Annotated in this window: 15 protein-coding genes; 5 read left to right on the forward strand and 10 right to left on the reverse strand. The window is 63.5% G+C overall.

What is annotated here, in order from left to right:
- Positions 1-89 precede the first annotated feature (89 nt).
- From LWC34_RS01980 to LWC34_RS02015, 8 genes are all read right to left on the reverse strand, one after another.
- Positions 90-233: a hypothetical protein gene (locus tag LWC34_RS01980; RefSeq protein WP_233722676.1), complete on the reverse strand. Its 144-nt coding sequence runs from the start codon at positions 231-233 to the stop codon at positions 90-92.
- Positions 230-643: an ABC transporter permease subunit gene (locus LWC34_RS01985; RefSeq protein WP_233722677.1), complete on the reverse strand. Its 414-nt coding sequence runs from the start codon at positions 641-643 to the stop codon at positions 230-232. The genes LWC34_RS01980 and LWC34_RS01985 overlap by 4 nt, the downstream gene beginning before the upstream one ends.
- Positions 644-678: 35 nt before the next feature.
- Positions 679-1,071, reverse strand: coding sequence for an ABC transporter permease subunit (locus LWC34_RS01990; protein ID WP_233722678.1), 393 nt, complete (start codon positions 1,069-1,071; stop codon positions 679-681).
- 61 nt (positions 1,072-1,132) lie between these two features.
- Positions 1,133-1,858: an IclR family transcriptional regulator gene (locus LWC34_RS01995; protein ID WP_233722679.1), complete on the reverse strand. Its 726-nt coding sequence runs from the start codon at positions 1,856-1,858 to the stop codon at positions 1,133-1,135.
- A gap of 416 nt (positions 1,859-2,274) precedes the next feature.
- Positions 2,275-2,673, reverse strand: a complete 399-nt coding sequence (locus tag LWC34_RS02000; RefSeq protein WP_233722680.1) for a YciI family protein — start codon at positions 2,671-2,673, stop codon at positions 2,275-2,277.
- 13 nt (positions 2,674-2,686) lie between these two features.
- Positions 2,687-3,070, reverse strand: coding sequence for an NADPH-dependent FMN reductase (locus tag LWC34_RS02005; protein ID WP_233722681.1), 384 nt, complete (start codon positions 3,068-3,070; stop codon positions 2,687-2,689).
- Positions 3,025-3,273 (reverse strand): NADPH-dependent FMN reductase, encoded by a 249-nt coding sequence (locus tag LWC34_RS02010; protein ID WP_233722682.1) that lies wholly within the window; start codon positions 3,271-3,273, stop codon positions 3,025-3,027. The genes LWC34_RS02005 and LWC34_RS02010 overlap by 46 nt, the downstream gene beginning before the upstream one ends.
- 172 nt (positions 3,274-3,445) lie before the next feature.
- Positions 3,446-4,714 carry an MFS transporter gene (locus tag LWC34_RS02015; RefSeq protein ID WP_233722683.1) on the reverse strand — a complete coding sequence of 423 codons (1,269 nt, stop codon included), beginning with the start codon at positions 4,712-4,714 and terminating at the stop codon, positions 3,446-3,448.
- Positions 4,715-4,878: 164 nt separating this feature from the next.
- Between LWC34_RS02015 and LWC34_RS02020 the strand changes: the two genes are divergently transcribed.
- Together LWC34_RS02020 and LWC34_RS02025 are read left to right on the forward strand one after the other, a co-directional pair.
- Positions 4,879-6,378 carry an aldehyde dehydrogenase family protein gene (locus tag LWC34_RS02020; RefSeq protein ID WP_233722684.1) on the forward strand — a complete coding sequence of 500 codons (1,500 nt, stop codon included), beginning with the start codon at positions 4,879-4,881 and terminating at the stop codon, positions 6,376-6,378.
- Positions 6,375-6,974: a nuclear transport factor 2 family protein gene (locus tag LWC34_RS02025; protein ID WP_233722685.1), complete on the forward strand. Its 600-nt coding sequence runs from the start codon at positions 6,375-6,377 to the stop codon at positions 6,972-6,974. Before LWC34_RS02020 ends, LWC34_RS02025 begins: the two co-directional genes overlap by 4 nt.
- Before the next feature lie 51 nt (positions 6,975-7,025).
- On the opposite strand, the gene LWC34_RS02030 is transcribed toward LWC34_RS02025, so the two are convergent.
- Both LWC34_RS02030 and LWC34_RS02035 read right to left on the reverse strand, forming a co-directional pair.
- Positions 7,026-7,946, reverse strand: coding sequence for a VOC family protein (locus tag LWC34_RS02030; RefSeq protein WP_233722686.1), 921 nt, complete (start codon positions 7,944-7,946; stop codon positions 7,026-7,028).
- Between the two features lie 19 nt (positions 7,947-7,965).
- Complete coding sequence (locus tag LWC34_RS02035) at positions 7,966-8,814, reverse strand: fumarylacetoacetate hydrolase family protein (RefSeq protein ID WP_233722687.1); 849 nt, start codon at positions 8,812-8,814, stop codon at positions 7,966-7,968.
- A 196-nt stretch (positions 8,815-9,010) separates the two neighbouring features.
- Here LWC34_RS02035 and LWC34_RS02040 point away from each other — a divergent pair, with 196 nt between their 5' ends.
- The 3 genes from LWC34_RS02040 (at position 9,011) to LWC34_RS02050 (ending at position 12,373) form a co-directional block, all read left to right on the forward strand.
- A complete protein-coding gene (locus LWC34_RS02040; RefSeq protein ID WP_233722688.1) occupies positions 9,011-9,727 on the forward strand; it encodes a GntR family transcriptional regulator in 717 nt (238 codons plus the stop codon).
- Positions 9,728-9,830: 103 nt separating this feature from the next.
- A complete protein-coding gene (locus LWC34_RS02045) occupies positions 9,831-11,300 on the forward strand; it encodes an FAD-dependent monooxygenase (RefSeq protein WP_233722689.1) in 1,470 nt (489 codons plus the stop codon).
- 137 nt (positions 11,301-11,437) lie between these two features.
- The gene (locus LWC34_RS02050; RefSeq protein WP_233722690.1) at positions 11,438-12,373 is read left to right on the forward strand and encodes an IS5 family transposase; all 936 of its coding nucleotides are present in this window, start codon (positions 11,438-11,440) and stop codon (positions 12,371-12,373) included.
- Positions 12,374-12,389: the final 16 nt, after the last annotated feature.

Raw genomic sequence — 12,389 nt, forward strand, 5'->3', positions numbered from 1 at the left:
GCCAGATGGGGGACACACCACCTTGACCAGCTTCGCCGCAGACACAGCAGAGCATGATCAACAACTGGGATCACCCGCTGTCACCGGGTTCACGCTTTCCGTGCCAGAGCCCCCGTCAGGACGGCAACCGACATCGTGTAGAACGGCACCCGCGCACAAATCGCGGGCACCAGGAGCAACAACACGAGGAACACGACATCGCCGGTCCACCACGAACGAAGAAGAAGCGTCATACCCGGCTGACCTCCGCCCGCCAGTGCAGCAACCCGCCCGACCGAATCAGCAACACCACCAACAACAGCCCATATGTCAGTGTGTCCCTGTACTCACTGGACAGATAGCCGGTTGCGTACGCCTCGACCAAGCCGATCACCACACCGCCTGCAGCCGCGCCCGCCCGTGAGGCCAATCCGCCGATGACCGCCGCCGTGAACCCCTTAAGCCCCAATGCGACCCCGATCGTCGCGTCTGGCAGCCGCAACGGAGCCAGCACGGAACCGGCGGCCGCAGCGAGCGCGGCGGCAATGCTGAAGACAAGCAACCCCATTTGTTCGGCGAGGTACCCGTCAGCTGTGCCGCACCCGGGTCCATCGCACTGGCACACATCGCGGTGCCTGTCGCCGCCCGCGTTAAGAACATCCACAACAACACCATGAGGACAACCGTCACCCCGGCACATCAAGCGTACTGACGCGCCACCGCGACGCCTAATAGCTGGGAGGATCCACCAGGGCTGAACTCCAGCGCGAAGTGCGCGTCCGCGCCGAAGACCAGCAACGCGGCACCTTGAAGCACAATCGAAACGCCAATGGTCAGAATCATCAACCGATGGTGTCCCGCGCGGTGCACCGGAGCGATCACCAGCAGATGGGTCAGCGCCCCGATCACGGTCGTGACACCCACTGCGATCAGCGCGGCGAACGGCGTACCGAAGCCGTTGGCCCGCAACGTGGCGAACATCAAGCCGCTGACCATCACGAAGTCGCCCTGCGCAAAGTTGATCACACCGGTGACCTGGAAGATCAACCCGATGCCCAGGCCGACCAGGGCATAAGTCGTGCCGGTCGCCAACCGGTGAACAGCTCAGCCACGCGTTTCCCAGATACGCCTCGTGCACGCGCGACTGGCGCGGTTAGTTCCTCGTACGCTGGATCTCTCGGCCGATCGCCCTCGCGGCGCTCGCCACGGCGGGCCGCATTGCCGATGTGCACAGTGAACCCACTGGCACGATGACTGACACGGCGGCGACAACTTCTTCCCTGGAACCGACGATCGGCGCCGCAATGGATGCCGTGGGGTCGGACCCCATTCGTTTGTTGAGAGCCACTCCTTCGCGCCGTATCTTCGCAGTGAGGCGGCGGAGATCAACGGTGGCCTCTCTGGCGAATAGCGCCTCTTGTACCTCTGCCGGGGCGTAGGCGAGCAGCACGAGACCGACACCGGTTTGTGGCAAGGGCATCCGGCCACCGATGCGGTATGCCACGTGTACCGCGCCATGCGCCGACAGACGTTCGACTGCCACAGCCTCGGATCCGTCGCGTACCGCGAGCAGTACGTGATGCCCTGTCTCGCGGAGCAGGTCGTCCATGTACGGCAGGGCCACAGCGCGCAATCCGTGCCCTCTGGGAGCCAGTGCGGCGATTTCGAACAGCCGCAAGCCGATGGCATATGTGCCGTCCTCGGCGCGTTCGAGTGCGCCCCACTCGACCAAGCGACGGATCAGCCGGAGCGTCGTGCTCTTCGGCAGTCCGGCTTGTGCGCTGAGAGACGTCAACGACAGACCGGTTTCGTGCCGTTCGAACGAGGACAGAATCCGGAACACGCGGTCGACGACCGGTTCCCCCGTTGCCGGTTTCATTTATGTGAATCTGCCATGTGAACGAGTCCTCAAGGGATCACTTTCCTGAACGTCCTGACACACCCCTGGCGCTGCTGCCGAGATCGGCGGATGTGTTCTACCAGCGTCCTGAGGTTCGCTGTTCCTATTTCATCCACAGCGTCCGAAATGGATGCACGCTTCGCCGAGCGGGCCGGTCGTGCCTTGAAACGGTCGGTGATGGAACTGGGCGGCTACACCCGCTGGTGATCCTCACGGACGCGACTGCGCCTTAAGGATCGCCAAATACACCGCGTTCGGTACAGCCGTCGGTCTGGCCGTCGGCGGTACCACGACGCAGAGCTTCGAACGCGAGGCATAGCCACACGATCGCCGCCATGTGACCGCCGTCGGCGAGCCTGAACGCGCGATCGCGACTTCGGGTGAAGTCAGTACGTTTACTCGATCTTCGGTTTGCCGCCGGAGTAGTAGACCTGAACCGAGTAGGTTCCTTCGTTCAGCAGCCAGAGCCGCACCGTGTAGCTACGTGCCCCGCTGATGTGCATCGGATCGGCCGCGGCCAGTTCAACCGCTGCCGCCATCGAGTTGGCGCGATACATGAAGATTCCCTCACCATCCCATTCAGTGAGGTCATGGTTGGCCAACGGGCCGGCCGCGAACATGATCCCGTCACGCTCGAGCTTGCGTTGGTACTCGACGTGTGTGTCCAGGTTCTCCAGGATCGGGCCGATCCCGTTGGTCGGGTTCGAAAATACGATGAACAACTGTTTGCCGAGCAAGCCCTGTTCCTCACCGTACTTGACCAAGTCGCTCCACAGCATCTTCGCCTGGGACATGGAAATCCTCCTGTCAGTGGTTCTGATTCGCCCGGATCTGAGCTGCCAGCGCGGTCATCATGCTGCGCAGCAGGTCGATGGTGACTTCGTCGACGAGGTGTCCGGCGTCGTCGAAACGCTGGTGTGAGCTGAACATGAACAGCTCCGGTCGTTGCAAGACGCGGCTGTCGGTCGCGACCAACACCTGCCGCAGTGCCAGCTGGGCCCGGATCGTGCCGAAGTTTCCCGGTGACGAACCGGCGACCGCGATGTCCTTGTGCAGCAGGCAAGAGCCGGTGGCGGGGCGCGATGCCCAGTCGAGAGCGTTCTTCAACACCCCCGGCAGCGAGTAGTTGTACTCGGGTGTCACGATCAGCAGGCCGTCCGCTGCCTCGATGCGGGCACGAAGGTCACGCACCGTCGTCGGCAGTACCGCCTCGTCGTCGGCAGTACCGCCTCGTCGTCAAGATCACCGTTGTAGGGAGGCACATCGGCCAACCCCTCGTACTCGGTGATCCTGATCCCCGCGGGGGCGTGTTTGGCTGTCGCCCGCAGCAGCGCCGTGTTCAACGACCTGGCGCGCAGGCTGCCCGAGATTCCCAATATCCTCAAGTCGTCCATCACGGACATTCCTATCTCGCGGACCCAGCTCAGATGCTTCGACTACTACGCGAAGCTAGCATGTTCTATCATACTTTCGAAAGTCGATGATACTATCGAACACTATCGGTTGCGCTTTTGTCAGGAAAATGAACGGTGAACTGGACGGCGGCAGTGTTTCACACGGGGATGATCAGTCGGACCGCGAGTCAACGATGGTCCGCACCGGTGGCCTCACTCCACCGATCTGACTTCCGCTGTCGACGAACCACAGTGCGACGACAGCGATCACCGGCAAGAGTGTGAACTGCCAGAGTGCGGCGTCAGCCCATCCGATCCATTCGACCAGTTCGGCGAACAGGAGCCCGGACGTTGCGGCAGCCGTGTAGTAACTGCCGAGGAACAGGCCGCCACCCCGACCGATGTGGTGTGGCCTTACTGCCCGGGTCATCGCGCTGTTGCAGTTGGGAAAGAGCGCGCCGGAGCCGAACGAGCCCATGAGGAAGGCCAGCAAGTACTGCCATCCAGGCGAGACGGGTCCGTGATAGACGAACCATGCGACCACCGCGACCGTCGTGTACGTGCCGATGAGCAGCGTGCGCTGATCGAAGCGGTCACCAAGCCAACCGAACAGAACGCCCATCGCCGCACCGGCACCGATCAACCCGGTTGCCAGTGCGGTCTGTCCTGGAGTGAATGCCAGTTCGCTCCGCAGGTACGTCGGATATAGGCCCAAGAAGCCGTAGAAGACCAGGCCTCCCATGGCTGAAGCGATGCCCAGCATCAGCGTGTTGCGGTTATACGGGGACTCCGGCACATGCTCGACGTCAGGCGCGGGCTCGCCCGCGCCGCCCGCCGTAGCCTCGGTCAGTCCTCGGTGCACACCGAACACCATCACCAGCATGATCAGCAGGCCGCCGAGTCCGAAGGCGATGAAGGGTGCTCGCCAGTCGTCCCAGGTCGACGCCAGTTGAGAACCGATCAAGGGGCCGAGAAACACGCCGGCACCGAACGCCGCACTCAGTACCCCGAAGGCCAACGTCCTGCGCCGGAAGAAGAAACTCCCCGCAGCGGCGTAGATCGCGGCAGCCTGCAGGCCTTCACCGATGCCGGACACGATTCGGTAGGCCGCCATGTCCGGGAATCCCACCGACAGCGGCAGCAGCAGCGTGCCGACCGAGAAGATCCCGATGCTGACCAGTAGCACCGATTTGCGGGAAGTCCGGTCGACCAGATGACCGCCGAGGATGCCCGCCAACGCCAAGCCGAGAGTGAATCCGGTCGCGAGCAGCCCGCCTTGTCCGAGCGAGAAGCCGAACTCGGTACGGATCTCGGGTAACAACGGGTAGAAGACCTGCCGGTCCATCGCGTTGATCGTGAAGGACACAGCGGTGAACAGGCAGCCCACGATGATGGCGCCCATCGCTGTGGGCCGGGCGTCGGACATCGTTGTCTGGTGCACATCAACCTCTTTCGTCGGTGGTACGCGGAGCGCTGTCGGGAGGAGTTGCGGCGCGCGAGAAGCGGTCGATCTCTCACTTGTAGGCCTCAATGTTCGACAAGTCAAGTAACTTTCGAAAGTTACTTGACTTGCCGAACATTGGGGGTTTACAAAGGAGAGATCGAGTGACAATCGAGGAGACCAGCGTGAGCGAGACCGAGACGACGTCTGCTATCCACTACGGACACTTTGTCGGCGGCGACTGGCGGGCAACGGCCGATGGCACGACTTTCGAAGTTCACGAGCCTTACACGGGTAAGGTGTTTGGCGAGGTGGCCGCGTGTGGTCAAGCCGAAGCCAAGGCGGCGATCGAAGCTGCGAGCGTGGCTTTCCAAGGCTGGGCCGAACTAGCGCCCGCCCGCAAGGCAGCGCTGTTCCTGCGAGCCGCGGAGATCGTCGAGCGGCGTCGCGAGCGCATCGCGGACTTGCTCGCCAGGGAGACCGGCTGCACGGTCTTCTTCGCCAACTTCCAGCAGGACCTGGTCAAGCAGACGCTGCAACATGCGGCAAGCTGGGTTTACCAGCGTAAAGGCGATATCCTGCAGTCCGACGTTCCGGGCACGTACTCCACCGCGGTCCGCAGGCCTCTTGGCGTCGTGGCAAGCTTCACCCCCTGGAACGGGGCCAGCGTCCTGGCGTGGCGCGCGGTGCTGCAGCCGATTGCTGCAGGCAACACCGTGGTGGTCAAGCCGTCCGAACTCGCACCGGTGTCCGCTGGATTGATCGTGGCCGAGATCGCCGCAGAGGCTGGGTTCCCGCCTGGTGTCGTGAACGTGGTGACCCACGCACCCGGCGAGGCCAAGGTGATCGCCGACGAGTTCTTTGAAAATCCCGAGGTTCGGTGCATCAACTTCATCGGCAGCGTGCAGACCGCCCGGATGCTCAGCGAGCGCGCGGGCCGTGTTCTCAAGCGTACGGTGATGGAGTTGGGCGGGTACAACCCGATGATTGTGTTGGAGGATGTCGATATCGACTACGCGGTACGGTGCGCGACGTTCAGCGCGTTCTTCCACCAGGGTCAGATTTGTATGAATGCTCGCAAGATCCTTGTTCAACGCGGCATTTACGACGAGTTCCTGCGCCGGTTCGTCGAGAAAACCAAGACCTTGAGGCGTGGAGATCCGCAGAACCCGGAGACCGTGATCGGGCCGTTGATCACTCCACAAGCGCTTGCTTCGGTCAAGGAACGTGTGGCAGAGGCCATCGAGCTCGGCGGGAAGGCGCTGACCGGCGGCAATCACCAAGGTCAGGTATATGAGCCGACCATCCTTGTCGACGTTCCGCCGGAAGCGACGGTGTGTAACGAGGAGACGTTCGGCCCGGTCACGATCGTCCAGCCGGTCGACACGGTCGAAGAGGCCATCGCGCAGGCCAATCGGACCATGTACGGGCTGACGTCGGCCATCCTGACCGGCGACACCTACCGGGGCTTCGAACTCGCCGCGCAGGTGAAGTCCGGGGCCGTGCACGTGAACATGCCGACGATCGACGACGAGATCCAGGCGCCGATCGGCGGCGTGCGGGACAGCGGCTGGGGCCGCACCGGCCCTTACTCCATCGATGATTTCACCGATCTGATCTGGGTGAACGTCCAGAGTGGACAGCGTAAGCTGCCGATCGCATGACCGACGCGCGTGCGGCGATCACCGAGGTCGTCGACAACTGGGTGATCTGGCGGGATGCCGGGCTCTGGGACGAGCTGCTCTGCGCGTGGCACGAAGGTGGCCGCATGCACACCAGCTGGTTCCGGGGCCCGGCCCCGGAGTTCGTGGAGCGCTGCCGGACAGCCTTCGACACGGGCGTCACCGTCCATCACACGCTCGGCGGGACGTGGACGAAACTCCATGGCACACGGGCGATCGCACAATCCAAAGTCACCATCTCGCAGCGGGTGATGATCCACAACGTGCTCTGCGATGTCGTAGGTATCGGGCGGTTCTACGACTTCTTCGAAGCCCGGGATGGCAACTGGCGGCTGGTGTCGCGGCAGCCGATCTACGAGAAGGATCGGCTCGACTCGGTAGACGGCAGACAATACCCGGATATGGACCACGAATTGCTGGCTGCGTATCCAGCCGGCTGTCGCCATATGCTGTACGCACAGAAGTGCAATGGCGTGCCGGTACTGACCGATCTGCCTGAGCTACGTGGCCCAATCGTGGAAAAGCTCTACAGCGCTGGCCATACGTGGCTGGAGAACGGACCGCTTGCCTTTCACTGAACGTCAGAAACTGGCCTCCACGATACGATCGCGGAGGCCAGTTTGTGACGCTCAGCCAGGTTGGTGGCTGCCGGTCATCAGTGCGGCGAGGTCCTCGGGGTGCAGGAACGAGGGTGGCGGCGGTGGTCCCCAGTTGAACAGGCCCTTCGCGCCTTCGAGTACTTCCGGCGTCCACAACTGGTCGTCGGCGATGCAGTCCATGTCGGAGTAGTACTCCGAGAAGTTGCCTGCCGGGTCTTTGAGGTACCAGAAGAAATTCGAACCCGCGTGATGCCTGCCGAGTCCCCACACGTGCCGTTCCGGATGGCCTTCGAGCATCGCCGAAGCCCCGCGCCCGACCTCGTCGATGTCGTCGACCTGCCAGGAGGTGTGGTGCAGGTAGTTGATCGGCTGGTTGAGCACGAGCAGGTTGTGGTGGTCGGTGGAGCAGCGCAGAAACGCGCCCTCGCCTTTGATCTCGTCACTGACCTTGAAACCTACGCCCTCGGTGAAGAACCGGATTGTGGCCGGGCCGTCGACCGAACCGATGACGGCGTGCCCCAGTTTGCGTGGCTGGACCGGCTCGGTGCGCATGACGCCCGGCGCGCGGCCAACCCGTTCCACACGGCCTGGGCCATTGTACGGCGTAGCTGGAACCGGCAGTTGGACGATTCGCGGCGCGATCTCGACAACCGCTCGAATCCGCGATGCCGGTTCGAACGCGGTGACCGATCGCTCGTCGCCAGTGGTCGCCAACCCGAGACGGTTGATCCGTGAACGGACGGCGGAAAGGTCGTCCGGATGGTCGGCAGCGATCCTGATCTCGACAAGACGCCGGGTCGGTGTTCGGGTGATCAGCAGCTGCCCGCCGCCATCCCGGGTACGCAGCCGGCCGACTTCGCCGTCCGACAGACCGAAGTCCCGGTAGTACGCGATCGTCTCGGCGACGTTCGGCACGCCGATCGTGATCGAAGACAGCCCATGCAGTGACATCTTCGCGGCTCCTGCGCGATCAGGAAGCGACCATGACGTGCCGCATCTCGCCGATGCCGGTGATGTAGCTGACCAGCTCGTCGCCGGGCTTGAGGAAACGCGGTGGTGTGCGGCCTATGCCCACACCGGCTGGAGTGCCCGTGAAGATCACGTCCCCTGGCAGCAACGGTGTGACCGCGGACAGGCGCTCGACCAGTTCAGGCACACTGAAAACCAGGTCGGTCGTCGAACCAGCCTGTACCTTTTCGCCATTGACCAGACAGCCGAGTTCCAATGCGTCCGGGTCCTCCAGCTCGTCCGGCGTGACGACCACCGGCCCCATCGGGCCGAATCCGGGATATGACTTCGCCAAGCTGAACTGTGGTGCCGGTCCCACGCGCTGCAGTACACGTTCCGAAATGTCCTGACCGACGGTGACGCCTGCGATGTGGTCCCATGCTTGTGCGGCGTTGACGCCTTCAGCCCGGCGCCCGATCACCACCACCAGCTCGACCTCCCAGTCGACATCGCCGGCAGGCAGCTTGATCTCGCCGGTCGGACCGGTCAACGAGGTGACGTACTTGGTGAACACCGCGGGACTCTCCGGTACGGCGAACGAGGACTCGGCAGCGTGATCAGCGTAGTTGAGCCCGATCGCGAACACTTGCCGCGGAGCGGGAACCGGGTTGCCGAACTCTTCGCGGCTCACCTGTCGCGTTGGCACCGTGGCGAGGTCCAACGACCGCACGAAATCCAGTAGTCGTGGCCACTGCTCGTAGCCGGACTGCGGATTCGGCCCGAACTGTCCACCACTCGCTTCGGCGAGGTCCACCACCGTCGACGACCAAGTGACCAGGCTCAACCGGCCGCAAATGTTCGCGAAACGCATCAGCCAACTCCCGCTCTTGGCGGACGCTGGGGCGGTCCGCCACTACCCCAGTACACGCGCCTATATTCGGTACGTCAACATACTTTCGAAAGTTTGCTAAGATCTGACCATCTTGGGGTCGTAACACGAGACGCTGTTGAAGACAAGGAGGTACCGTGTGGTGCCTTACATTCGTGAATCAGCCTATGATTCGAAAATGGCAAAACGCACTGGGGGGCCCACCCGTACCGATGCTGTGTACGAACAGCTGCGCTCCGACATCCTCGGCGGTGTGCTGGAGTCCGGCACTCGGTTAAAGTTCCCGGAGCTCTGCGCGAAATACGACACGAGCGTGGGCGTGGCCCGTGAGGCGCTGACCAAGCTCGTATCCGCCGGGCTGGTGCAGTCCGAGCCGCACCTGGGCTTCGTTGTCACCCAGCTCACCCTCGAGGACCTGGCTGAGCTGACCCAGGCTCGCATCGAATTGGAGACGCTGGTCCTCCGGCTGTCCATTCAGGAGGGTGACGTGGACTGGGAGGCGCAGGTGGTCGCCGCTCACCATGTGCTTGAACGGACACCTTTCGTCGACAGTACCTCTGCCACGCAGTCCACCCGCGGCTGGGCTGAAGCGCATGCGGCGTTCCACCTCGCTCTTCTCAACGGGTGCAAGAACCGGCGCCTGGTCGAGATCGCCAGGACGCTGCGCGACGAAGCTGAACTCTACCGGCAGTGGTCGGTCGCGCCTGGTCGCGGCAAAGGCCGTGACGTAGCCAAGGAACATCGCGAGATCATGCAGGCGACTGTCGCCAGGGACGCGGACCGTGCAGTCGAACGGTTGCGCGATCACATCGTCTTGACCACGCAACTGCTCCAACCTCAGGCCGAGCAGGAGCCGAAACCGAAGCGCCGCAAGCGGACCGTGAACAGCGCTTAAGGCGCCTTGGGCCCACTGGCGAGGACGGCAACTGCGCCTCACGTGTGCCATTGAATGAAACTCTTGCGGCGCAAGGGTGTGCTCGGCATTCATAGTCGATGCCATGACAGAGCCACACGTAGTCCTCATCGCGGGAGCCGGTCCAGCCGGCCTGGCCGCGGCCGCCGAGTTGAGTCATCACGGCGTGCCCTGTCTCGTTGTAGAACCACGGGAGACGGTGTCACACAGCAGGCCGCGGGCCAAAACGACTCATGTCCGGACCATGGAGCACTTCCGCCGGTGGGGAATCGCGGAGGACATTCGTTCGGCCGCGCCAGTGCCGGTGTCATGGTCGGACCGGATCCTCTTCTGCGACTCACTCGCGGGTTGCGAGATCGCCAGTTTCCCTGGCGCTCTTGGACTGTCCACCGAACGGGCCGGAACACACGCTGAGAGCGGCCAGTACATCCCACAGCCGGTTGTGGAGGACGTGCTGCGGCAACACCTGAGCCGTCAGGCGAGCGTCAAGTTCGCCTTGGGGTGGTCAGTGACTGACGTCCAGGAACAACCCGGCCACGTCGCCGTGACCATTACCGGCCATAATGGACGGACAAGGCAAGTCGTTGCCGACTATTTGCTCGGCTGCGACGGACCGAACAGTGTGGTGCGCAAGTCGATGGGCATCCGGATGGCAGGACGCTCGGATTCCCGGCCCAACTTCAACGTCGTCTTCCACGCCCCGGATCTGCGGACTGATCTGCCCACGGCGGTGCAGTACTGGGTGGTCGACGGACCGACGCCCGGCTCGATCGGGCGGCTCGACTTGAACGGTATGTGGTGGGCGGTCATCCCGGGTGTCGACGCGGAATACGGCAACGCCAACACCGCACAGCTAATCGCCAACCTGACGGGCCAGACCGTCGATCACACGGTGGTTGCCACCGACCCGTGGACGGCTCGAATGCTAGTGGCAGAACGTTTCCAAACCGAGCGAGTCTTCCTTGTCGGGGAAGCGGCGCATATGAACCCGCCGTGGGGTGGCCACGGCTACAACACGTGTATCGGTGACGGCGTCAACATCGGCTGGAAAATCGCTGCGGTGCACCAGGGGTGGGCCGAATCGGCCCTGCTGGAGAGCTACGAGCCGGAGCGCAGGCCGGTGGTCGAGTGGACGGTGGCGGCGTCGGAGACGAACATGGCGACGCTCGCGGGTGATCTCCCCAATCGAGCTTCCGAGATACTGCGGCTCAAACGGCCGGAGTTTTACAGTCTTGGCCTGGTGATCGGCTACCGCTACACCGATCCGGTCGTCGAGGGGGATCCGGCCACGTACACGCCCTCGGTGTCACCCGGGAGTCGCTTGCCGCACATGTGGCTCGATGACGGCTCGTCGCTGTATGACCACTTGGGACGTGGGTTCACGTTGCTCGGTCCACGGGCAAGTATCGCTACCGTGCGTCCTCCGCACACGGTGTTGGACACACCGCGGGGATACCCATGGCCAGACATGTACTTCCTGGTCCGTCCTGACCAACACATCGCCTGGAGTGGCGCATCGGCCGATGCCGCATACCGGGAATTGGCACGCGGTTGATCCTGTGGGGCGATGGCAGAATGTCGCCTACCTGTGGCTATGTGCATGACGCCGGTTGACAATCGCACTTACTGTAAGGACGTCTTTGAGATCTTGGCCGCTCCCCAGTGCCGCTGATCTCCGGCAAAGTCGGGCGGATGGCACGGGACCGGCGATACCCCTCGGACCTGACCGACGCCGAGTGGGCAGTGGTAGAGCCCTTGCTACCGCCACCGACAGCGCATCCCCGAGGCGGACGCCGGGAGAAGCACCCGCGCCGGGCCATCGTGGACGCGATCTTGTACGTGGTCCGCTCGGGCTGCTCCTGGCGGCAACTGCCGGTCGACTTCCCACCCTGGGAGACCGTGTACTGGTACTTCACCCGCTGGGAACAGCGACGCCTGACCTTCCGTCTGCTCGACGCCCTACGGGCGCAGATCCGCACCGACGCCGGCCGCGATCCCGATCCCAGCGCCGGGCTGATGGACTCCCAGACCGTCAAGGGCGCCGACACCGTCGGCACGGACACCCGCGGCTATGACGCGGGCAAGAAACTCAACGGCCGCAAGCGGTTCATCGTCACCGACACCCTCGGGCTCCTGCTGACCGTAGTGGTACTGCCGGCGTATGTGCAGGACCGGGACGGTGCCAAGCGCCTGCTACTGGAGTTGCACCACCGCCAACACCCGCTGCTGTCGGCCACCCGCCGCCGGACCCGGTACCTGTTCGCCGACGGTGGCTTCGCCGGGGCCTTGGTGGAATGGGCCCATACCACGCTGCGCACCACCATCGAGATCGTCCGCAAACCCGCTGGCCAGAAGGGGTTTGCTGTGATCCCGCGCAGGTGGGCGGTGGAACGCACGCTGGCCTGGCTGACCGGATACCGCCGGCTGGCACGAGACTACGAACGTCATCCCGCCACGTCCGAGGCTTTCATCCGATGGGCCTCGATCGCGACCATGCTTCGCCGCATCGTCCGCCGCGCACCAGCCATCCGCCCAGCCGTCGTCACTTCGGCATCGCAACCTGAAGATCTCAAACATCTTCTTAGCTTGATCTTTAACCTCGATGCGGTGATACCCGCACCCAGTTGATCATGAACGCAGCCCT

Origin of the sequence: Kibdelosporangium philippinense (assembly GCF_021390435.2) — a bacterium.
GTDB lineage: Bacteria > Actinomycetota > Actinomycetes > Mycobacteriales > Pseudonocardiaceae > Kibdelosporangium > Kibdelosporangium philippinense.

Bases quoted from the DNA above. Each gene is read 5' to 3' on its own strand.
- LWC34_RS01980 (WP_233722676.1), bottom strand. From the start codon at position 233: ATGACGCTTCTTCTTCGTTCGTGGTGGACCGGCGATGTCGTGTTCCTC.
- LWC34_RS01995 (WP_233722679.1), bottom strand. From the start codon at position 1,858: ATGAAACCGGCAACGGGGGAACCGGTCGTCGACCGCGTGTTCCGGATT.
- LWC34_RS02000 (WP_233722680.1), bottom strand. From the start codon at position 2,673: ATGTCCCAGGCGAAGATGCTGTGGAGCGACTTGGTCAAGTACGGTGAG.
- LWC34_RS02010 (WP_233722682.1), bottom strand. From the start codon at position 3,273: ATGGACGACTTGAGGATATTGGGAATCTCGGGCAGCCTGCGCGCCAGG.
- LWC34_RS02025 (WP_233722685.1), top strand. From the start codon at position 6,375: ATGACCGACGCGCGTGCGGCGATCACCGAGGTCGTCGACAACTGGGTG.
- LWC34_RS02030 (WP_233722686.1), bottom strand. From the start codon at position 7,946: ATGTCACTGCATGGGCTGTCTTCGATCACGATCGGCGTGCCGAACGTC.
- LWC34_RS02035 (WP_233722687.1), bottom strand. From the start codon at position 8,814: ATGCGTTTCGCGAACATTTGCGGCCGGTTGAGCCTGGTCACTTGGTCG.
- LWC34_RS02040 (WP_233722688.1), top strand. From the start codon at position 9,011: ATGGCAAAACGCACTGGGGGGCCCACCCGTACCGATGCTGTGTACGAA.
- LWC34_RS02045 (WP_233722689.1), top strand. From the start codon at position 9,831: ATGACAGAGCCACACGTAGTCCTCATCGCGGGAGCCGGTCCAGCCGGC.
- LWC34_RS02050 (WP_233722690.1), top strand. From the start codon at position 11,438: ATGGCACGGGACCGGCGATACCCCTCGGACCTGACCGACGCCGAGTGG.